The organism is Streptomyces sp. NPDC058295 (genome assembly GCF_042880655.1).
GTDB lineage: Bacteria > Actinomycetota > Actinomycetes > Streptomycetales > Streptomycetaceae > Streptomyces > Streptomyces coriariae.
On the sequence record NZ_JBHVYO010000001.1, the window covers coordinates 352,727 to 372,277 of the forward strand.

Annotated in this window: 18 protein-coding genes; 4 read left to right on the plus strand and 14 right to left on the minus strand. The window is 72.7% G+C overall.

What is annotated here, in order from left to right; all coding sequences use genetic code 11:
• Window positions 1-79: 79 nt before the first annotated feature.
• The 3 genes from ACFVYS_RS01545 to ACFVYS_RS01555 all read right to left on the minus strand — a co-directional run bounded on the left by ACFVYS_RS01545 (window position 80) and on the right by ACFVYS_RS01555 (window position 2,190).
• Window positions 80-487 carry a rodlin gene (locus ACFVYS_RS01545; RefSeq protein ID WP_389497746.1) on the minus strand — a complete coding sequence of 136 codons (408 nt, stop codon included), beginning with the start codon at window positions 485-487 and terminating at the stop codon, window positions 80-82.
• 128 nt (window positions 488-615) lie between these two features.
• Window positions 616-1,668 (minus strand): LCP family protein, encoded by a 1,053-nt coding sequence (locus ACFVYS_RS01550; protein WP_389498025.1) that lies wholly within the window; start codon window positions 1,666-1,668, stop codon window positions 616-618.
• Window positions 1,669-1,779: 111 nt separating this feature from the next.
• Window positions 1,780-2,190 (minus strand): rodlin, encoded by a 411-nt coding sequence (locus ACFVYS_RS01555; RefSeq protein WP_389497748.1) that lies wholly within the window; start codon window positions 2,188-2,190, stop codon window positions 1,780-1,782.
• A gap of 230 nt (window positions 2,191-2,420) precedes the next feature.
• On the opposite strand from ACFVYS_RS01555, the gene ACFVYS_RS01560 reads away from it, so the two are divergent.
• The 3 genes from ACFVYS_RS01560 to ACFVYS_RS01570 all read left to right on the plus strand — a co-directional run bounded on the left by ACFVYS_RS01560 (window position 2,421) and on the right by ACFVYS_RS01570 (window position 4,646).
• Entirely contained in the window at window positions 2,421-2,834 is a 414-nt protein-coding gene (locus tag ACFVYS_RS01560; protein WP_389497750.1) for a rodlin, read from the plus strand.
• 299 nt (window positions 2,835-3,133) lie between these two features.
• Window positions 3,134-3,361 carry a chaplin gene (locus ACFVYS_RS01565; RefSeq protein ID WP_385556023.1) on the plus strand — a complete coding sequence of 76 codons (228 nt, stop codon included), beginning with the start codon at window positions 3,134-3,136 and terminating at the stop codon, window positions 3,359-3,361.
• 130 nt (window positions 3,362-3,491) lie between these two features.
• Window positions 3,492-4,646, plus strand: a complete 1,155-nt coding sequence (locus ACFVYS_RS01570; protein WP_389498027.1) for a chaplin — start codon at window positions 3,492-3,494, stop codon at window positions 4,644-4,646.
• 51 nt (window positions 4,647-4,697) lie between these two features.
• On the opposite strand, the gene ACFVYS_RS01575 is transcribed toward ACFVYS_RS01570, so the two are convergent.
• Together ACFVYS_RS01575 and ACFVYS_RS01580 are read right to left on the minus strand one after the other, a co-directional pair.
• A complete protein-coding gene (locus tag ACFVYS_RS01575; protein WP_389497752.1) occupies window positions 4,698-5,942 on the minus strand; it encodes an FAD-dependent oxidoreductase in 1,245 nt (414 codons plus the stop codon).
• Window positions 5,942-7,303 carry an ATP-grasp domain-containing protein gene (locus ACFVYS_RS01580; protein ID WP_389497754.1) on the minus strand — a complete coding sequence of 454 codons (1,362 nt, stop codon included), beginning with the start codon at window positions 7,301-7,303 and terminating at the stop codon, window positions 5,942-5,944. The genes ACFVYS_RS01575 and ACFVYS_RS01580 overlap by 1 nt, the downstream gene beginning before the upstream one ends.
• Before the next feature lie 161 nt (window positions 7,304-7,464).
• Between ACFVYS_RS01580 and ACFVYS_RS01585 the strand changes: the two genes are divergently transcribed.
• On the plus strand, window positions 7,465-8,946 hold the full coding sequence (locus tag ACFVYS_RS01585; protein WP_389497756.1) for a glycosyl hydrolase: 1,482 nt from the start codon (window positions 7,465-7,467) through the stop codon (window positions 8,944-8,946).
• A gap of 28 nt (window positions 8,947-8,974) precedes the next feature.
• Here ACFVYS_RS01585 and ACFVYS_RS01590 read toward each other — a convergent pair whose 3' ends face one another.
• From ACFVYS_RS01590 to ACFVYS_RS01630, 9 genes are read right to left on the minus strand one after another with little or no spacing between them, the layout of a single operon-like run.
• Window positions 8,975-10,090: a GNAT family N-acetyltransferase gene (locus ACFVYS_RS01590; protein ID WP_389497758.1), complete on the minus strand. Its 1,116-nt coding sequence runs from the start codon at window positions 10,088-10,090 to the stop codon at window positions 8,975-8,977.
• Window positions 10,087-10,734: a lipopolysaccharide biosynthesis protein gene (locus ACFVYS_RS01595; protein WP_389497760.1), complete on the minus strand. Its 648-nt coding sequence runs from the start codon at window positions 10,732-10,734 to the stop codon at window positions 10,087-10,089. The genes ACFVYS_RS01590 and ACFVYS_RS01595 overlap by 4 nt, the downstream gene beginning before the upstream one ends.
• A complete protein-coding gene (locus ACFVYS_RS01600) occupies window positions 10,731-11,894 on the minus strand; it encodes a glycosyltransferase (RefSeq protein ID WP_389497762.1) in 1,164 nt (387 codons plus the stop codon). Before ACFVYS_RS01600 ends, ACFVYS_RS01595 begins: the two co-directional genes overlap by 4 nt.
• Entirely contained in the window at window positions 11,891-12,631 is a 741-nt protein-coding gene (locus ACFVYS_RS01605; RefSeq protein WP_389497764.1) for a polysaccharide deacetylase family protein, read from the minus strand. Before ACFVYS_RS01605 ends, ACFVYS_RS01600 begins: the two co-directional genes overlap by 4 nt.
• On the minus strand, window positions 12,618-14,366 hold the full coding sequence (gene murJ, locus ACFVYS_RS01610; RefSeq protein WP_389497766.1) for a murein biosynthesis integral membrane protein MurJ: 1,749 nt from the start codon (window positions 14,364-14,366) through the stop codon (window positions 12,618-12,620). The genes ACFVYS_RS01605 and murJ overlap by 14 nt, the downstream gene beginning before the upstream one ends.
• Window positions 14,363-15,673 carry an O-antigen ligase family protein gene (locus tag ACFVYS_RS01615; RefSeq protein WP_389497768.1) on the minus strand — a complete coding sequence of 437 codons (1,311 nt, stop codon included), beginning with the start codon at window positions 15,671-15,673 and terminating at the stop codon, window positions 14,363-14,365. The genes murJ and ACFVYS_RS01615 overlap by 4 nt, the downstream gene beginning before the upstream one ends.
• Before the next feature lie 7 nt (window positions 15,674-15,680).
• Window positions 15,681-17,096, minus strand: a complete 1,416-nt coding sequence (locus ACFVYS_RS01620; protein ID WP_389497770.1) for an exopolysaccharide biosynthesis polyprenyl glycosylphosphotransferase — start codon at window positions 17,094-17,096, stop codon at window positions 15,681-15,683.
• Window positions 17,093-18,268, minus strand: a complete 1,176-nt coding sequence (locus tag ACFVYS_RS01625) for a glycosyltransferase (protein ID WP_389497772.1) — start codon at window positions 18,266-18,268, stop codon at window positions 17,093-17,095. Before ACFVYS_RS01625 ends, ACFVYS_RS01620 begins: the two co-directional genes overlap by 4 nt.
• 49 nt (window positions 18,269-18,317) lie before the next feature.
• Window positions 18,318-19,430, minus strand: a complete 1,113-nt coding sequence (locus ACFVYS_RS01630) for a DUF3344 domain-containing protein (RefSeq protein ID WP_389497774.1) — start codon at window positions 19,428-19,430, stop codon at window positions 18,318-18,320.
• Between the last annotated feature and the right edge of the window lie 121 nt (window positions 19,431-19,551).

A 19,551-nucleotide genomic window follows, 5' to 3' on the forward strand; every position in this document is an offset into this window, starting at 1 on the left:
GGCGTCCGCGGGTGAGCACACGAAACGGCGGGCCACCGGAGAACCGGTGACCCGCCGTAGCGGTACGTCAGGCTGTTGCTCAGCCGTTGCCCGCGCCGTTGCCGGCCAGGACCGAGATGTCGTCCAGGATGTGCGACAGCGGCTCGTCGCCCTTGGCCTGGGTGCTGTTCTCGACACACTGCTGGTTCTGCGGGGCCGACAGGATCGGGATGTCCTGCACGCCGATGTTCAGAGCCGCGATGAGCGACTGGACGTTGAGCTTCGCCGGCAGGCCGATGCACGGCTTGTTCAGCGAACCCTGGACCAGCGAAAGCTGCGGGCTCATGTCGCCGAAGGTGGCCGAGTTGCCGAACTCCGACGAGGCGCCGTTGCCACTGGCCGACGTGGTGCCGCTGTCGTCACCGATGGCGAGGGCCTGCGGGGCGCTCATCGCCGCAAGACCGGCGACGGAGGCGGCGAGGGCCGCGGTCGCCCACAGCTTCTTCATGTTCGTTCCCTTCGAAAAGGCGGACTCCGGGGGAGGAGCTGCGTGATCAACAACGCCTCGGACCCGCCCGGGGTTGCGCGCTGTGCCCCGATCGGCGTAGCGCATCGCGCACGACGACCGTGCGCCCCTCAGTGGCACGCGTACGTGCTCCCCCGCACCGGAACCGGCTTGCCGAGGATGTCCGGTGGGTCCTTCGGCTTCGGGTCCGCACCCCGCTCGAGCAGCGGCCGGTCGTCCCGCACGTTCGTGAAGAGCGTGTCCGCCTCCTTCGGGTCCCAGGCCAGCGCCGCGCCGATGCCCAGGCGGGCCGGGGCGAACCCGGCGATCGGCACGGTCGTGAACTCCGTCGCCGAGTCCGGCAGCCGGTGCAGCGCGGCCGCCAGTTCGACGAGCTCGCCGGCCGAGAAGCCCTGCCGCTTGGACCCGAGCAACATCTCCACCAGGTGCGTCATCCGCCGCGGGTGGGTGAGCAGCTTCCGTTCCCTCACCTCCCGCCAGGCCTGGACGAGGAAGCGCTGCTGACGCTGGATCCGGCCGAGGTCGGCGCTGCCGTCGACATGTCGTGAGCGGACGTACTGCAACGCCTGCCCGCCGCCGAGCCGGTGCTTGCCGGGCTTGAGGTCGAGCCTGGTCGCCGAGTCCTTCAGCCGCCGCGGTGTGCACACCTCGACGCCCCCGACCTCGTCGACGCTGTTCATGAAGCGCCGGAAGTCCACCTGGAGGAACCGGTCGATGTTCAGTTTGGCCATCGACTCCACGGTCCGGATCATGAGTTCCGGACCGCCCTCCTGGTAGGCCGCGTTGAGCTTCGCCGGATGCGGCGGGCGTTCCCTGGCGCCGGGCTTCGCCCGGTACGGCGGGATCTCCGCGTAGGAGTCCCGGGGCATGCCGATCACACTGACGCGGTCCCGGTGGGCCGACACGTGGATCAGCATCATGACGTCCGAGCAGCCGCAGGGTTTTCCACCGGCGTGGAACTTCTGCTTCTGCTTGGCGGTGAGGGTGTCCCGTTCGTCGGTGCCCATCAGCAGGATGTTGAGCCCGCGCGGGGCGTGTTCCCGGCCGGCGAGTCCGGGGAGTCCGGACAGTGAGGGGAGGGCGGAACTGCCGAGCAGCGCGCCCGTGGCGGCCAGGACGATTCCGGGAATCGCCAGGCGGCGTGGCCAAAGGTTTCTCTTCATCGTCACGCGGCGCACGCTAGAACAGCGGGCCGCCGATGATCCGGCGGCCCGCTGTCCGGGCCGATAATCCACCCCGGGGCTCAGGAAATGAACCCGTTCACCACGTCGGACTCAGTGGTTGGCGGCGCCGTTGCCGGCCAGGACCGAGATGTCGTCCAGGATGTGCGACAGCGGCTCGTCGCCCTTGGCCTGGGTGCTGTTCTCGACACACTGCTGGTTCTGCGGGGCCGACAGGATCGGGATGTCCTGCACGCCGATGTTGACCAGGGCGAGGATGGACTGGGCGTTGAGCTTCGCCGGCAGACCGATACAGGGCTTGTTGAAGGAGCCCTGGATGAGCGCCATCTGGGGGCTCATGTTGCCGAAGGTGGCCGAGTTGCCGAACGACTGGCTGGCGCCGTTGCCGCTGGCGGACGTGGTGCCGCTGTCGTTGCCGATGGCGAGGGCCGGGGCTGCCGCGGCGGCGGAGACGCCGACGACGGAAGCGGCGACCGCGGCGGTGGCCAGTACCTTCTTGATCACTTGTGAGTCCCTTCGGTGAGAAGCCCCGTCCACCGGAGCATTCGGATTAACGCCACCTGACCTGTTTGGTTGCTCCGGTTCACTCCGATGGCCTATTGCGGCGAACTCCGGCTACCGGAACGGAAAAACCGATCGGGTGACTGGCCGCAACCAAACACGGCGCTTCCGGTTGGTTCGGTGGCAGGCACATGGTCCTGACCAGGGGTCAGGACAGGGAAAGGAATAGCGAAATGCTCAAGAAGGCAATGGCCGCGGCGGCGGTCGCCGCTTCCGTCGTCGGTATGTCCGCGGCGGTCGCCCCCCAGGCGCTTGCCATCGGGGACGACGCCGGCACCACCTCCGCCAGTGGCAACGGCGCGCACGAGGCGTTCGGGAACTCGGTGACCAAGGGCGACATGAGCCCCCAGGCCACCCTGGTGCAGGGCACCGCCAACAAGCTCTGTGTGGGCCTGCCGGTCAAGGCTGACGTGCAGTCCGTTCTCGCCCTCATCGCCAACGTCGGCGTCCAGGACATCCCGATCCTGTCGGCCCCGCAGAACCAGCAGTGCGCCGAGAACAGCACCCAGGCCAAGGGCGACGAGCCGCTGTCGCACATCCTGGACGACATCTCCGCGCTCTCGGGCAACGGCGTGGCCAACCACTGACGTCCCCGGCACTGCCCGCCGGGCGGCCCGTTCTGTTCCCGGCGGGCCGTCCGGCCACCGACGTTCCGCTGACTTCCTGTCATTCTCCTCTCGATCGAGGCGAATCGTTTCCTCGTTAATGGGCCGTTCGAGTCCATTACCTGAAGGCGTTCGAGTGAATTCCGGGGCGATACGCGTTTCTTAGTTTCTTCGGCTGTCTATCCCTCGTTTGCAGCTTGCGGGTCATGGTGCGAGCCGTTCCAGTTGCGCTCGCTCGGTTTCGACCGTCATCTGGGCATGACCGCAGAGAAGGGAAACTCATGAAGAAGAGCGCTGCTGTTGTCGCGGGTCTGATCCTGGCCCTCGGCGGGGCTGCCCCCGCCTTCGCCGACGCTGGTGCCAACGGTGCGGCCATCGGCTCGCCGGGCGTCCTGTCGGGCAACGTCGTCCAGGTTCCGATCCACATCCCGATCAACGTGTGCGGCAACACCATCAACATCATCGCCGCGTTGAACCCGGCCGGCGGCAACGTCTGCATCAACGACTGACGACGCGACACACCAGCTCTACCGCTGGATCGAGGCCGGCCCTGGACGACATACCCGTGGTCCAGGGCCGGCTTTTCCCACTTCTTCAAGTAGGAAGACAACGAGATTGCGACAGACCCTGAGCAGGGGAATGGTCGCGGCCGCCGCCGCGACGGGCATTCTGTCCCTGTGCGCGGGCGGCAACGCCCTCGCCGACTCAACAGCCCAAGGAGCCGCCAAGGGTTCGCCCGGGGTCCTGTCGGGCAACGCCGTCCAGGCCCCGGTGCACATCCCGGTGAACGCGTGCGGCAACTCGATCGACGTCATCGCAGCCCTCAACCCGGCGTTCGGCAACTCCTGTGCCAACCTCTCGGAGGCGCACGGACATCGCTCACATGGCGTACCGAACGGTGACGTCGAGTCCCGCGACGGCGACTCCGGTTACGGCGACTCCGGTTACGGGGATTCGGGCTACGGGGATTCGGGCTACGGCGACTCCGGTTACGGGGACTCCGGCAACTCCGGATACGGGGATTCCGGTTACGGCGGCTCCGGCTACGGGGATGCCGGTTACGGGGATGCCGGGCACGAGGAGCATGGCCCCGGGGACGACTGCGGGGGCTACGGCGACACCTGCGGCGGTGGCGGTCACACGACCCCGCCTCCCGGAGGGGGTCACACGACTCCGCCTGGTGGCGGTCACACGACTCCGCCTCCATACGGTGGTGGAAGTACTCCGCCCGGCGGGGGTCACTCCACTCCGCCTCCGTACGGTGGTGGAAGTACTCCGCCCGGCGGGGGTCACTCCACTCCGCCTCCGTACGGTGGTGGAAGTACTCCGCCCGGTGGCGGTCACTCCACTCCGCCTCCGCACGGCGGTGGCAGCACCCCGCCCGGTGGCGGTCACACGACTCCGCCTCCCCACGGTGGTGGCGGCAGCACCCCGCCTGGCGGCGGTCACACGACTCCGCCTCCGCACGGTGGTGGAAGTACTCCGCCCGGCGGGGGTCACTCCACTCCGCCTCCGCACGGCGGCGGCAGCACCCCGCCCGGTGGGGGCCACTCGACCCCGCCTCCGCACGGCGGTCACTCGACCCCGCCCCCGCACGGTGGCGGCGGCGGTCAGCCTCCGCACGGCGGGCACACCGCGCCTCCGGAGGGCGGCGGGGAGCACAGCTCGCCGCCGCAGCTGCCGCACACCGGCAGTGACCGCGCCGCTCTGCTGGCCGCCTCCGGCGTCAGCGCGGCGCTCATCGCGGGCGGCGCCGTCCTGTACCGGCGAGGCCGAGCCGCGTCCCGTAGGTGAAGGCACCGGGTGCCGGACGCCCTCGCGCCCGGCACCCACGCCCCACCCGGCTCAACGCCGTACGGTCTCCGGCGCCCCGTGCCGACCCGGTGCCGGGATCGCCCCGCTCGGCACGCCCATGTGCAGCCGGCGCCGTACGCCCCGGACGAGGGTTCCCGCCGTGAAGGTCGCGCCGTACACGAAGCGCATCGCCGGGCCGAAGCCGGCCGCCGTCACCAGCCCGGCCAGGAAGAGGCCGGGGTGGGACGACTCGAAGTCACGGCCCACCTCGGGGGAACCGTCGGACACCGCGGCCAGCGCACCGCGCAGTTCGCCGGAGAGCAGTCCGAGCCGGTCACGGGTCGCCTTGAAACCGGTGGCCGCGATCACGTGCTCGGTCTCGAAGGATTCCCCTCCGGCCACCTCCAGCCGTACCCCGCCCGGGACCGCTCGCGCCGCCGTCACCTCGTGGTCGAGACGTACCCGCACGGAGCTCTCCAGCCGGTCCCGCAACCACCAGGCGCCGGCCGGCCCGAGCGCCGTCGCCGCGATGCGTGCCCGGGTCGGTTCCGGGAGCCGGCGGTAGACGCCGGGGCGTTCGGCGTAGAACCAGTTGCGCCAGCCGCAGCCGAGCCCGCTCTGCGGGGAGCGGACCGACTGCCACCACGGGCGTTCCCACGGCGCCGGCACATCGTTCCAGCGCAGCCGGTCGGCGCGAGCCAACACCCTTACCCGGGAGCCCTGTTCGGCGAGCAGGGCGGCCGTCTCCAGAGCCGCCTGGCCGCCGCCGATCACGGTGACGTCCCGGCCGCGGAAGCGGTCGAGGTCACCGTGGTGGCTGCTGTGCGAGACCAGGTCGGGGGAGAGTCCGCGCAGGGCGGCCGGGATCTCGACGAACGGCATGACGCCCACGGCGAGGGCGACCGTCCGGGCCCGCACGGTCTCGCCGTCCGCGGTGACCGCCTCGAAGCCGCCCGGCCGGGACACGATCCGGGTCACCGTGCGCTCGTCGACCTCGGGGACGGCGTTGTGGGCGAACCACAGCCCGTACCGGGCGAACATCTCCACCGGGATCGGCTCCCCGTGCCGGGCCGTCACGCCCTGGGTCGCGCAGTACGCGTCGAGCCGCCAGCGGGCCGCGGGGTCGGAGAGGTTGGAGGCCCACGGCTCGGACTTCAGGAACATCCCGCCCGGCATGTTGTCGCGCCAGGAGGCCATCGGCCGGCCGAAGACGCGCAGCTTCAGCCCGGCGGCCGCGGCGTGCGCCGCGATGGACAGGCCGTACGGGCCCGCGCCCACCACCAGCAGGTCGTACATCAGCAGCTGCTCGCTTTCTCGTCGTCGGTCGGTGCGGCCGGGCCGGGCGCGGTCGGGGCCGGTGCGCCCGGCGGCGGTTCGGTCAGGTCCGTCAGATCCGTCAGATCCGTCAGGGACGGCGTGGGCGGCGTCGCCTGACGGACCACGCGGGGGCGGGCCCCGGCCGCGCCCGAGGCACCGGCCCGGCGTAGCCGGTCGAGCAGCCGACGGGCGACATGGGCGCCCCACAGGCCCCACATGGCCCGGCCGGGAGCAGTGTCGTCGCCCGCGTGCCAGGCCAGCTCACGGCCGCGGCGGGCCGGTCGCAGCGCGGCCAGCGGCGCGTAGTTCTCCACCACGAACGCCCGCCCCGGCAGCGGCACCCCGGCCGGCAGCGGACGGTGGGTCAGATCGAGGTGCTGGGCGCGGACGACGTCGAGTCCGGCGCCGTCGGCGAAGAGCCGGAACTGGGCGCCGGGGCGCGGGTTGAAGTCGAGCAGGTGGTAGTCGCCCGTCGCGCCGCAGCGGCGGAAGTCGAGGTCGAAGATGCCCCGGTAGCCGAGTTCGTCGGTGAGCCGCTGGGCGAGCGTCCGCACCTGCGGGTTCTCGGTCCACTCGCCGACCGCCGTGAGTCCCGCGCCGCGGGGCCAGGCGCACAGTTTGCGGCCGGAGCCGCCGCCGCCGACCGTGCCGGAGCGGTCGGCGTAGCCGTGGAAGAACCAGTCGCGGTCCTGGCCCGGCGGCAGGAAGGCCTGGAGCAGCAGGTGGCAGCCGGCCTCGGGGGTGCGCAGGTACAGGTCGCGCGCCTCCTGGGTGGAGCGCACCACGACCGTGCTGCGCAGCCCCGAATCGGTGGGCAGAAGCCAGGGCCGGCTCCACTTCGCCACCACCGGCAGACCGAGCCGCCAGGCGGCGGAGGCGGCCTGGGCCGGGCTGTCCGGGATCACGGTGAGCGGGTGCGGCACGTCCGCCGCCGCGCACAGCCTGGTCAGTTCCGCCTTGTCGGCGACCCGTTCGGGCACCGGGCCGGGCTGTTGCGGCAGCAGGTAGGCGGGCGCCAGTTCCTCGCGCAGGCGGCTCACCGCGACCGCGCCGGCGTCGTCCATCGGGATCAGCACGGCGGGCCGTTCGATGCGGGCGGCCACCCGCAGCAGCGTGGCGGCGATGTCGGCGAGGGTGGCGCCGGGCGGCGGCGGGGGATGCAACTGGCGTACGAATCGGGACTTGCGTACGGGGCTTCCCGTGGAGTCGGCGACCACGTGTACGTCGATTCCGGCTCTGCCGAGAGAGCGCACGGCACCCAGCGTTCCGTGGTGAAAGGGATTCCGGTCGATCCGCAGAAGAACGGCGGGGACGCGGGTGTCGAGCAGCGACTCGGGCATTTTTTCCGGGTCCTTCGGTTCAGTTCACCGGTATGGGCGATCGAGGCACTCGAAAGCCGTAACGGCGGTGGCGTAATTCCTTTTCGTGTGACTTTCATATGACTGAGTGTCAGTAACGTGCGGTCCTTGCGCGTTACGTGAGAGTGGAGAAAGGAGCAGGCATGGCTCCACAGCAGCGACGCGCGCGGTCCCGGCGGTTGGCTGTCGTCGCGGCAGCGGTCGCGGCGTCGGCCGCCTTGGCGTCCGGACCTGGATTTGCCGCGGGCGCGGGGGTGGTGCGGGTCGCCGATCCTCCCGCTCCCACCCCGACCGTCCCGACGGCCGCGGCGACCCTCCCCGCCCCCACCGAGCCCGGCCCGGTCGTACCCGTCCCGGGCGCCACCCCGGCGGCACCGGTGACGCCCGAGGTACCGGTGACACCCGCAACCCCGCTGACCCCCGCAACCCCGCTGACCCCCGAGACACCGGTGACCCCCGAGACACCGGTGACTCCGGTGACTCCGGTGACTCCGGCGGAGACCGGCACCCCGTCCACCCCGGCCGTGCCGGCCGTCCCGCCGGCGAAGAGCGCCCCCGCGTTCGGCGCCTACCTCGACTACGGCGCCCGGGGTGTGGCCAGGATCGCCGAGCTCAGCGAGTGGCTGGACGGCGCGGAACTGCGCGTCGGCCACACCTACCTGCCGGGGGACCTGTGGCACAACATCGAGGGCCCGCCCGGCTTCCTCGACGTGTGGGCGGACTGGAGGCTGGAGAAGGACGACCGCATGCTCGTCCTCAACGTGCCCATGATGGAGCGCAACGAGGAGGGGGTGTCCGACGAGGAGGTGCGCGGGCTCCTGCGCCAGGGTGCGGCCGGGGAGTTCGATCACCACTTCAGGGCTCTCGCCGAGCGGCTGGTCGCGCTGAAGGTGCCGGACACGGTGATCGTGCTCGGCTGGGAGATGAACGGCATCACGTACACCCATCGGTGCGGGCCGGACCCGGAGGCCTGGAAGAAGTACTGGAACAGGATCGTCTCCACCATGCGCTCGGTGCCGGGCCAGAAATTCAGGTTCGACTTCACGCCGACCCGCGGCAAGGACGCCGTTCCGTGGACCGAGTGCTATCCGGGGGACGACACCGTCGACATCCTCGGAATGGACTCCTACGACCAGCCGACCGGCCTGTCCTTCGACGAGCAGGTGAAGGAACCCTACGGGCTCCAGGCGCACGTGGACTTCGCCAAAATCCATGGCAAGCCCATTTCCTATCCCGAATGGGGACTCTTCCGCAACGGTGACAACGCCGAATACATGCGGCGCATGCTCGCCTGGATGGACGAGCACAAACCGCTGTACAACACGGTGACGGACTACTGCCCGCACGGTGTGTGGCAGTGCGGGCAGAACCCGCAGTCCTCCGCCGTCTACCGCTCGTTGCTGTCCGGCCGCACCGACGAGCCGAGCACGCCACCGACGAGTCCGGCGCCCTCCGTCGAGCCCTCCGTGGAGCCGTCGCCCCCGGCGCCCTCGACGGATCCCACGACCGAGCCTCCCGTCGAACCCACGGTGAACTGCACTCCGATGGACCTGGGCGACTGGGTCGAGTACTGGATCGGCGGCAAGCTGTGCTTCCGGCTGGACTGGTGGTCGGACGACGACTGAACCGCGGTGCGGTGGCGGCAGGCCCGCGTCAGGACCTGCCGCCACCGTCACGCTCCCTCCGCTGCTCCAGCCGGAGCAGCAACTCCTTGCCCCGCCGTCGCGCGGCCACGTCGCACACGACCGCCGACAGCAGCGGCGCGGTACGCCGGCGAGCCAGCAGCAGCCGCTGGTTGACGACCGGTTCGGGTCGCCAGTGGTGCTTGTAGGGTTCGTTGCCGCGCAGCAGGCTGAGCGCGGCGCGGCCCCCGCTCCGGGAGTGCTCGGCACACGCGTCGAGGAGCATCACCGCCACGTCCGCCTTGCGTTCGCGCAGCCGGGGATGGGCGCCGTAGAGGTAGCCACCGGCCAGCCGTCGCGACAGCAGGGTCAGATCGACGGCCACCACGTCGTCGTCGAGCCGGAACTCGGTGACCACCGCGTCCCCGGAGCGCACCATCGGCCCGACCGACCGCACCAGGTGCTCGCAGAAGCGCTCCCGCAGGTGCTCGCCCGTCACCTTCCGCCCCTGCCACTGCAACTGGTGCAGTTCCAGCAGCCGGCGCAGCGCCGAGTCGACCTCCTCCGGGCACACGACCTGACGCTCGACGCCCAGCGCGGTCAGCTTGCGCAGCTTGGCGCGCACCCGCTGGGCCTTCGCCGACGGCAGCCGGGCCACCAGCTCGTCCATCGGCACTGCGGGCAGCTCCAGGCACACCGAGTCGCTCACCCGTCGCCGGGGGCCGCGCCAGCGCTCGTAGACCTGCTCCACCGCACCGCCCGGCCGCACCTCGCGGAAGTCGATCAGCGCGGTGCGGGCGGCCGCCGCCAGGCCCTCGGTGAGCGCGGCGACGGCATGCTCGCCCCGTTCGTCGTCGACGAGGACGTCCCCGTAGTCGGAGATCGCCCCGCCGAGCGGCACGAGCGCCGGCAGCGGTCGGCGTACGGCCATCAGCGGGGCCGCGGCGACGAGTTCACCGCCGTCGCGGACCAGCAGCAGACGCAGCCGGCCGCGCCTGCCGTACGACAGCCACCACGAGTGGAGCCAGGCGTGGCTCTGGAACGGGGTGGCACTCGCGCACCGCTGGTACAGCCGGCCCCAGGCGGGGGCCAGGGCGGCGAAGGCCTGCTCGTCGGTGACGAGTTCGGTGGTGAACGTCGGCTTCACAGCGCTCCGTGGGCGTCGGCGGCGAGGGCCGGGCCGGGGACGGCGGCGGGGCGCGCGGCCTCGTCCTCCCGGCCCCGCTTCGGCCGCGCCAGCAGCAGCAGTCCGCCGAGCAGACCGCCCGCGCTCGCCCCCACCAGACCCGTCACCGCCGGCGACACCGAGGAGGGGCCGGTCGGCCGGACCGCGCGGGCGAACTGCTGGAGCTCCACGTTGGTGGCGGCCCGGGAGCTCTTGGCGTGCTGGGTCAGCGAGCGGGAGACCGCGTTGGCCATGTCGGCGGCCAGGTCGGCCCGCGGGGAGGTCGCCGTGATCGAGACCATCGGCGCGTCCGGCGAGGTCGCTGTCTGCACGCTCTGCTGGAGCGTCTTCACCGGCACGCCGGCCCACACCTGCGCGTCCCCGAGCACCGCCAGCTGCGTGGCGACCCGGCCGTAGGCCTGCGCGAAGCCGAGCGCGGACGCCGGGTCGGACTTCTCGGTGGGGACGGCGACGACATAGGCGGTGGCCGTGTAGGCGGGCGGCTTGAGGACGCCGTACGTGCCGCCGAGCAGTCCGCCGGCGACGGCGCCGACCGCGAGCAGGGACCAGGGCGGGAGCGCCTTGGCGCGGCGCAGGGCGGCGGGGCGGCGGGGGTTCTCGGTCATGGGGAACTGACTCCCTGGGGTGTCGGGGTGGCGGGGGAGAGCAGAGGCGGTCCGGAAACGGTGGCCGCGTACACGTCCATGAGCTGGGCGGCGCTGCGGGTGATGTCGTAGTGGCGGGCGGCTTCGGCGGCGGTGCGCGGGCCGGGGGGCCGCGCGCGCGCCTCGGACAGCGCGCGGACGAACGCCTCGGTGCCGCCGGTCACCCGGCGGGCGCCCCTCGCCCGGGCGGGCAGCTGCTCGATCGCGGGGCAGGAGGCGTAGAGCACGGGCAGGCCGCAGGCCAGCGCCTCGACGACGGCCAGACCGAAGGTCTCCTCGGGGGAGGGGGAGACGAACAGGTCCATGGCGGAGGTGAGGGAGGGCAGGTCGGGGCCGGGGGTGCCGTCGGGGACACAGGGGCGTTCGCCGGTGAACAGGACCCGGTCGGCGACCCCCGCCTCGTACGCGGTGCGGCGCAGCACGTTCTCCTCGGGACCGCCGCCGACCAGCAACAGCCAGTGGTCGGCGGGGAGCCGGGCGAGGGCGTGGATGAGGACGTCGAAGCGTTTGCCCGCCGTGAGGCGGCCGACGCCGCCGACGACATAGGCGTGGTCGGGCAGGCCGAGGCGGCGCCGGGTGTGCCGGCGGGCGTCCGGGTCGAAGCGGAAACGGGCCAGGTCGATGCCGTTGGGGACGACCTCGATCCGGGGGGCGGGGACCCCCCAGCCGCGCAGACGGTCGGCGACCGTGGGGGAGACGGCGACCGTGGTGCGGCCCAGCCGCTCGCTGGCCAGGTAGAGCGCGCGGACCCCGGAGGTCAGTTTCCGCCCCTCCATCTGCGAGTCGCCCAGGGAGTGTTCGGTGGCGACGACCGCGCGGACCCCGGCGAGCCGCGCGGCCAGCCGGCCGTACACGCAGGCCCGGTAGAGGTGGGTGTGGACGAGGTCGTAGCCGCCGGAGCGGATGATCCGGACCAGGCGGGGCAGCGCGGCCAGGTCACGGTTGCCGGCCATGCCGAGGTGGACGACCCGGACCCCGTCGCTCGCCAGCCCGTCGGCCACCGTCCCCGGGTTCGTCAGCGTCACCACCTCGCACTCGACCGGCAGGTGCCGCAGCAGCAGCCGCAGTTGCTGCTCGGCACCCCCGACACCGAGCCCCGTGATGATGTGCAGTGCCTTCACCGCAGCCCCTCGACGGGCTGCCGGCGCAACCGGTGCAGCCGGTACTTCAGATGCATGCGGAGGAAGGTGTCGCCCTGCCCGATGTGCAGCCGGGGGAGGGCGTGGAGCCCGTTCAGCGAGCCGGGGTCGATTGCGCACGCGTAGCGGTAACCGGCTTCGCGAACGGCGTTCATGGCGCGCTGGTCGATCGTCCCGTACGGGTAGCAGAAGCCGTCGATCTCGGTGCCGAGCAACGCGGTGAGGGCCGCGCGGCTCTCGACGGTCTCCGCCTTGAGGGTGAGGTCGTCGGCCTTGGTCAGATCGACGTGGGTGAGGCCGTGCGAGCCGATCTCGACGCCCTCGTTGGCCGCGCGGCAGATGCCGTCGGCGGTCAGCAGCGGTTTGCGCGGGCCCAGCGGGTCCCAGGCGTTGTCGCCGCCGAGCCGTCCGGGCAGCACGAAAAGGGTGGCCGTGCAGCGGTGGCGGCGCAGCACGGGCAGCGCCTCGGTGAGGAAGTCGGCGTACCCGTCGTCGAAGGTGAGACCGACCAGGTTGCGGCCCTCGCCCCGGGCGCGGGCGGCGAGCAGTTCCGCCATGGAGACGCCGCGCAGCCCGCGTCGGCGCAGCCACATCAGCTGCTTCTCCAGCCGCTCGGGGGTGACGGTGATGCGGTACGGATCCTCGGAGCAGTCCCCCACGGAGTGGTACATCGCCACCCACGGGACGGGAGTGCGTCTGCTGTGGTCAGGAGCGGACATGGGAGAACCTTCGGGTCGCGGAACGTACGGAACGGAGTGCGGAGACGATGCCCTGGGAGCCCAGGGCACGGCCGAGCAGCAGGAAGACGACGGTCACGGTGAGCCCCCCGGCGGCCAGGCCGGACAGGGGGTCGGCGAACCGCCCGGCGGCGAACAACCCCGCCAGGGTGGCCACCAGGGCCGCCCGCACCGGCCGGCTCAGTTCGCGCAGCACGCCCCGGACCTCGACCGGAACGCTGCGCGGACCCATCCCGGCCAGCAGGACGAAGGCGGTGACGGTGATGCCGATCGCGTTGGCGGCGGCGATCCCGTACACGCCCCAGGCACCGACGCTCAGCGCGCCGATCCAGGAGGTCGCGACGATCCCGGAGGCCATCGCGGCTACCGGGTACCAGGAGCCTCGACCCGCCGAGAAGTACGAGCGGACCAGCACGCCCACCAGGGTCTGGCCGAGCAGCCCGAGCGCGTACACCCGCATCACGCCGGCCGTCGCCGCCGTGTCCTTCGCGGTGAACGCGCCCCGCTGGAAGAGCAGTTCGATGATCTGCGGCGAGCAGGCCAGCACGGCGGCCGTGCCGAGCAGCACGACACACGCGGCGAGCGCCAGATCCCGCTCCACCCGGGTGCGGGCCCGTTCGGTGTCCCCCTCGGCGAGCGCGCGCGCGACCACCGGGAAGGTGACCGTGCACACCATCACCGAAAGGATCATCGGCATCTGCGCGACCTTCTGCGCGTAGTTCAGGTGCGAGATCGCCCCGGCCGGCAGCTGCGAGGCGAGGAAGCGCTCGATGAGGACCTGGGACTGCCGGCACAGCGCGAACAGGAGCACGGTCGTGAGGAGCAGGGTGTCGAGGGGCCGGGCCTCCTCCGGCGCGGAGGCCTCCTCGGCCACCCCGCGCTTCCTCAGCTGGCCCAGCAGGGAGGGCAGCTGGACGAGGACCATCAGCAGCCCGCCGACAGCGACCCCGGCCGCCGCCGAGCGCACCCCCCAGCGACCGCCGAGCACGAACATCCCGGTGATGATGCCGACGTTGTAGGCCACGTAGATCGCCGCGGGAGCCCCGTACCGCCGGTGCGCGCGCAGGGCGGCGCTGCAGTACCCGGCGAGCCCGAAGCTCACCACGCAGGTGGCGGTGAGCCGGGTGCAGTCGACGGCGAGCGCGGGGTCGGGCAGGCCCGGGGCGAGGACCTCGACCAACTGCGGTGCCAGGCCGATGAACAGGGCGCCCACCGCGACGAAGGCCAGCGACAGGCGGGGCAGCGTGCCCGCGACCAGGGCGCGGACCGGATCGCCGGGGGCGCCCTGGGAGCGGCGGGCCAGCGCCATGCTGAACGCCGGGATCAGCGCGAACGCGAGACCGTCCTCGATGAGCAGCGTGGCCGCGAACTCGGGCACGGTCCACGCCACGAGGAAGGCGTCGGTGTCGCTGCCCGCCCCGAACAACCGGGCCAGCGCCTGGTCCCGCACCAGCCCGAGCAGGGCCCCGGCGACGGAGAGGACGGCGGTGACGAGCGTGGCCCTGGCGAGGAACCGAGCTGAGGCCGGGGGGAGTTCGACACCGCTGCCCTGCTTGCCGCCACCCTCCTGCGCGTCGGCGTCGGGCGCCGTCGCGGCGGTGACGTCGGCAGTCCCGTCGGTTCCGTCGGCCGTCTCCCCGGACCGGGCGGCGGACCGCGCCGACGGCACGGAGGCGGGACCGTCCGTGCGAGGCGTCCGGGGAGGGGTGACCGTCATCGGGCGAGCGCCTCCTCGCGGCCGCTGCCGCCGACCAGCGCCCACCAGGCCACGGCCCCGAAGACGACGGCGGTCAGCACGGTCGACGGACCGCCGATGTCGGCGTACGTGAAGTCCACGAGCTGCCAGATCAGCAGGCCGCAGGCGACGAGCGCACAGTCGAGGCCGGGTCCGGAGTGCCGGACCCGGAACCATCCGCGCAGCCCGCACGTCAGCATCGCCAGCCAGCCGCCCGCGAGGGCGAGCAGCCCGATCAGGCCCTGCTCGCCGAGGATCAGCAGGTACATGTTGTGCGGGGAGAGCAGCGGCTGTTTCACGAATCCGCCGCCCGCCCCGTCGGTGTCGCTGCCGGAGGACAGCGCGAGCGAGGCGTGGCCGTCGCGGTGCTCGGGGAAGCCCTTCAGCCCGACGCCGGTCAGCGGCTGGTCGCGCCACATGCCGACCGCGGCCGCCCACATCGTGTACCGGTCGGTGACCGACTGGTCGGGCGCGTCCCTGATCTGCGTGATGCTGTTGACGCGCTCCTGGAGCATCGCCGAGCCCACCCCGAAGCCGCCCACCAGGATCACCCCGGCCGCGGCCGTCACCGCGCCCACCTTCAGCGCCCGCCGCGGCCCGGCGAGCGCCAGCTGGATCGCGCAGGTCAGCACGGTCGCGATCCAGGCGCCCCGGCTGAAGGAGAGCGCGAGCGGCACCAGCAGCGCGAGCGCCGAGCAGGCGGCGATCACCCGCTGCCGTACCGGGGTCCGGCCGAGTGCCAGCCCGACGGCGCAGATCAGGCCGAACGCCACGACGGTCGCCATGCCCATCACGTCCTGCGGCCCGAAGGTGCCGACCGCCCGGATGTTCTCGCCCTGGTAGGAGGCGCCGGTCCCGGTGACGAACTGGTGGACGCCGACCGCCCCCTGCCACCCCGCGAGCCCGACGAACGACCAGGCCAGCACCCGGAAGTCGGCCCGGTCGCGGACGAGGAGGACGACGGCCGCCGGGACGAGCACGAAGATCTGGAGGTAGCGGCCCAGACCGGAGAGCCCCGCCCCCGGTGAGGACGCGCCCATCGCGGCGAGCGCGAGCCCGACCAGCGGCAGTCCGAGCACCAGGGCGGCCGTACGGGACAGCGGGCGCCGCCGCTGCCGCAGCAGCCGGACCGCGCAGAACAACACGACCAGCGCGGACAGCGCGTCGGCCGGTCCGGCGCCGCCCTCGCCGCCGGGGCCGATCGGAAAGCCGAGCAGGGCGACCACGGCGACCACGGGCAGGACCGGTGACAGCGTCCGGGTGCGGGGCAGGGGCAGGGCGAGGGTCATCGGCGATTCAGCTCCCGGTCGGTCGCACGAGGGCGGCCGCGGTGCGCAGCAGGATGCAGATGTCCTGCCACAGCGACCAGTTGTCGATGTACGCGTTGTCGAAGCGGGCCCGGTCCTCGATCGAGGTGTCGCCGCGCAGCCCCTGGACCTGAGCGAGGCCGGTGATGCCGGTCTGCATCCGGTGGCGGGCCGCGTAGCCGGGGTAGGCCTGGCTGAACTGGCCGACGAAGTAGGGGCGTTCGGGGCGCGGGCCGACCAGGCTCATGTCGCCGCACAGCACGTTCCACAGCTGGAGCAGCTCGTCCAACGAGGTCTGGCGCAGGATGCGGCAGAAGCGGCTCATCTCCCGCTCGCCGGCCACGCTCCACCGGGTCGCGGCCTCGTGCTCGTCGACCGGACGGTGGGTGCGGAACTTCAGCAGCGTGAAGGGCCGGCCGTCCTTGCCGATGCGCTCCTGCCGGAAGACGACCCCGGGCCCGTCGGTCAGCCGCAGCACCACCGCGCACACCGCCAGCAGCGGGCTCAGCAGCAGGAGCAGCGTCCCGGAGGCCGCGATGTCCAGCAGCCGCTTGCCGAGGCTGCCCCGGCGCCGGGCGCCCATGTCGAGACGCCGGCAGGAGAACCCGGCGAGCTGTTCGCGGCTCGCGTACGAGGGGGTGTCGGCGTCGACCTCCCACACCGTGCAGCCCGACTCGGCGAGCGCCCGCAGCAGCGGGCCCTGCACGGTGCGTACGGCGGGGTGGACGCACAGCACGTCCCGGACGCCGTTCTGGATGAGGGCCCGCTGCACCTCCTGACCCGTGGTCAGCACGGGCAGTCCGTCGGCGCCGTCCGGCCGTTCCGCCACGATGCCCACCGGCTGGACCCCGGACCTGGGGTGCCGCAGCACGGCGGCGGCCACCCGCTGCGCGGTCGCGGCGGGGCCGATGACGAGCGCGGCGTGCGGACGGCGCAGCAGCGCCCGGCGGTGCCGCAGGTGTACCAGCGCGCGGCCCGCGCAGCCGGCCGCGGCCTGCGCCGCGAACCCGAGGACCAGCGTGCGGACCGACAGCGCGTGGGCCGGGTTCCATGCCGCGACGAGCGTGCCCAGCGCCAGCCAGGCCACCGCGATCCGGCCGCAGACGGTGGGCAGTTCGTCCAGTACCCCCACCACCGGACGTAGTCGCTGCGGGCGCAGCAATATGGTCGCCGCCACCAGCACGGCCACCAGCAGGGGCCGGCGCTGCGCCCCGGTCAGTGCCAGCGCGCCCACGAAGGTGGCGAGGCCGTCGGTGAACAGCAGCGGCAGCGGCGACGCGGGGCGTGCCGGGGGCCGCCGGGTGGGGAACCGGAATCCCGCTCCGCTCTCCCGTCGCGGAATGACCGAGACGGGCGAGTACCCGGGCTGCGCTCCGGGAGAGGGGACGGTGCTTTCCGCAGTCACGAGTGGATGGACTCCCTGCACTCGGTGGGCGCGACGCGCGCCCCTTGTGTGGTCGTGAGCAGTTCGCGGTACACGCCCGCGACGGCCCCGGCCGTGCGCCGCACGTCGTGCGTGGTCAGAACGTGCCGGCGTCCCTGGTGGCCGAGCGCCTCGCGCAGCAGCGGGTCGAGCAGCAGTCCGGCGACGGCGCCGGCCAGCGCCGCCGGGTTCTCGGCGGGCACCAGACAGCGGGGCGCGAGCGCGGCCGGCAGGCTCTCCCGGGCGCCGTCCACGTCGGTCACCACCACGGGTCGCCCGCAGGCCAGCGCCTCCAGCGGGGCCAGGGCCATGCCCTCCCAGCGCGAGGGCAGCACGACCAGGTCGGCGGCCTGGTACCAGGGCACGGCATCGGCGACGGCCCCGGCGAACAGCACCGACTCCGGTGCACGGGACCGGAGCCGCTCTCCGTCCGGGCCGTCGCCGACCAGGACCAGCCGGGCGCCGGGCACCTTCCGCGCGATGTCCGTCCACGCCGTCAGCAGGACGTCCTGCCCCTTCTGCCGGCACAGCCGCCCCACGCACACCACCAGCGGGGCGGCCGGGTCGAGTTCGGGCAGGAGGGAGGCCCGTACGGTGTCGACGGAGGCCGGGTGGAAGCGCTCGGGATCGATGCCGTTGGGGATGACGCTGACCTGCCCGCCGATCCGGGCCCGCAGGCCGGTGGTGCGCTCCGCCTCGCTCACACACACCAGCCGGTCCGCCCAACGGGCGCCGAACCGCTCCCACTTGAGCGCCAGGGCCGCGGTGGTGCCGCCCACCGCCTCGAAGGACCAGGCGTGCGGCTGGAACACGGTCGGGATCCGCCCGCGTACCGCGAGCCGTCCGGCCAGTCCGGCCTTCGCGCTGTGCGCGTGCACCAGGTCGGGGCGTACCTCGGCGAGCAGGCGTACGAGCCGTCGTACCTCACCGGGGAGCGAGGGACCCGGCGACCGGCTCGCCGCCCAGTGCCGCACGTCCGCGCCCAGGGACCGCAGGTCCCCGGCGAGCCGGCCGGCCGGGCAGGCCACGGTGACGTGCAGGCCGTCCGCGAGCTGAGCCCGCGTCAGATCCGTCACGACCCGGGCGACCCCGCCGTCCACGGGCTGGGTGAGATGCAGGACCCGGGGTCTGACTTCGGGTTCTGGCTGGTGCATTGCGCGGTTTCCTCGCTCACGGTGGCGCTCGGGACGGGCGGGAACGCGCCTACTGCTTCTTCCGTGTGTCGACGGCGACGAAGAGCGCCCCGGCCCACGCCGCGTCCCGGTGGGAAACGAGCCGGACGGTCAGCTGGTCACCGCCGCGCCGCAATCCGCCGCTCAGATCGAACACATCGGAGTCGTAGCCGAGGGTGTTGACGTACGCCGGTACACGCGCCGCCGGAGCCTCCCCCGGCTCGCTGATCGTGGAGTTCAACACATCGTCAGATGGGTTGACCGCATCCGTGAGCGGGACGACCGTTCGGCCACCGGTCGAGAACATGAGCGAATCGCCTGTTCGGCCGCGGTCGCCGTCGTACGCGACGAGCCCGGCCCGGCCGCCCGCGCCCGGCGGAATGGCGAGCCCGCGCAGCCGGATCTCCTTGCCCGCGGACGAGCCGAGGGTGTCGAAGCCGTCCCAGACGGACAGGTCACGCAGCGGCTCCGTCGGGTTCTCGTACGCCACGACCAGCGTCCAGCCGCCCCACGCGCCGGCCGCCGAACGGCCCATGGCCACGTTGATCTGGGCGACCGTGTACAGGCCCTGACCGCTCGCGCGCACCAGCTTCGTGACGTCCGCGGAGGCCTGGAAGGCGTCGGCGCCCTGGGCCACCCGGTGGCCGACGACCGTGTCCGCGAGCACCGCCTTGTACTCACCGCCGGGCTCGGCGATCAGCACCCGCCCGTTGTCCTTCGGCGGCTTCTGCTCGCCGACGCGCAGGTTGCCGCCCCAGTACAGCCGTGCGTACGACACCCGCGCGCCCTGCGGGAGCCGGACCTCGGCGCGGGAGGAGTTGTAGGTGTTCGGGTCGCGGTCCACGTCGACGTAGAACATGTCGAAGGCGTTGTTGACGGCCGCCCCGCCCCGCCGCACGGCGGGACAGGCGGGCGCCGCCCTGCCCGTGGGCGTGGTGGTGGTGCGGCAGCTGATGGCCGCGTTGGCCGCGCGGACGATCCCGCCGTGCTGAGTCGCGTGGTAGCGCTGTGCGAAGGCGAGTTGCTGTGCCTCCACGGCGGGCGGCGCGCCGGCCGCCCGGGCGCCGCCGGGTGCCCAGAGGGCGGTGAGGGCGAGAACGCCGACTGTTGCGCGGCGTAGCAGCGGACCCAGGGATTTACGCATGACCGGCGGTGCCCTTTCGTGCGATTTGCTTGCTATAGGCGTACGTCGGATGGGGCGCAACTCTAACTGCTGTCCGGATTAATCCGCCGAAACCGGACAAGTGTGTCGGAATGGTGAAGCC

Bases quoted from the DNA above. Each gene is read 5' to 3' on its own strand.
- ACFVYS_RS01585 (WP_389497756.1), top strand. From the start codon at position 7,465: ATGGCTCCACAGCAGCGACGCGCGCGGTCCCGGCGGTTGGCTGTCGTC.
- ACFVYS_RS01545 (WP_389497746.1), bottom strand. From the start codon at position 487: ATGAAGAAGCTGTGGGCGACCGCGGCCCTCGCCGCCTCCGTCGCCGGT.
- ACFVYS_RS01595 (WP_389497760.1), bottom strand. From the start codon at position 10,734: ATGACCGAGAACCCCCGCCGCCCCGCCGCCCTGCGCCGCGCCAAGGCG.
- ACFVYS_RS01550 (WP_389498025.1), bottom strand. From the start codon at position 1,668: ATGAAGAGAAACCTTTGGCCACGCCGCCTGGCGATTCCCGGAATCGTC.
- ACFVYS_RS01565 (WP_385556023.1), top strand. From the start codon at position 3,134: ATGAAGAAGAGCGCTGCTGTTGTCGCGGGTCTGATCCTGGCCCTCGGC.
- murJ (WP_389497766.1), bottom strand. From the start codon at position 14,366: ATGACGGTCACCCCTCCCCGGACGCCTCGCACGGACGGTCCCGCCTCC.
- ACFVYS_RS01630 (WP_389497774.1), bottom strand. From the start codon at position 19,430: ATGCGTAAATCCCTGGGTCCGCTGCTACGCCGCGCAACAGTCGGCGTT.
- ACFVYS_RS01560 (WP_389497750.1), top strand. From the start codon at position 2,421: ATGCTCAAGAAGGCAATGGCCGCGGCGGCGGTCGCCGCTTCCGTCGTC.
- ACFVYS_RS01625 (WP_389497772.1), bottom strand. From the start codon at position 18,268: ATGCACCAGCCAGAACCCGAAGTCAGACCCCGGGTCCTGCATCTCACC.
- ACFVYS_RS01580 (WP_389497754.1), bottom strand. From the start codon at position 7,303: ATGCCCGAGTCGCTGCTCGACACCCGCGTCCCCGCCGTTCTTCTGCGG.
- ACFVYS_RS01575 (WP_389497752.1), bottom strand. From the start codon at position 5,942: ATGTACGACCTGCTGGTGGTGGGCGCGGGCCCGTACGGCCTGTCCATC.
- ACFVYS_RS01570 (WP_389498027.1), top strand. From the start codon at position 3,492: ATGGTCGCGGCCGCCGCCGCGACGGGCATTCTGTCCCTGTGCGCGGGC.
- ACFVYS_RS01605 (WP_389497764.1), bottom strand. From the start codon at position 12,631: ATGTCCGCTCCTGACCACAGCAGACGCACTCCCGTCCCGTGGGTGGCG.
- ACFVYS_RS01615 (WP_389497768.1), bottom strand. From the start codon at position 15,673: ATGACCCTCGCCCTGCCCCTGCCCCGCACCCGGACGCTGTCACCGGTC.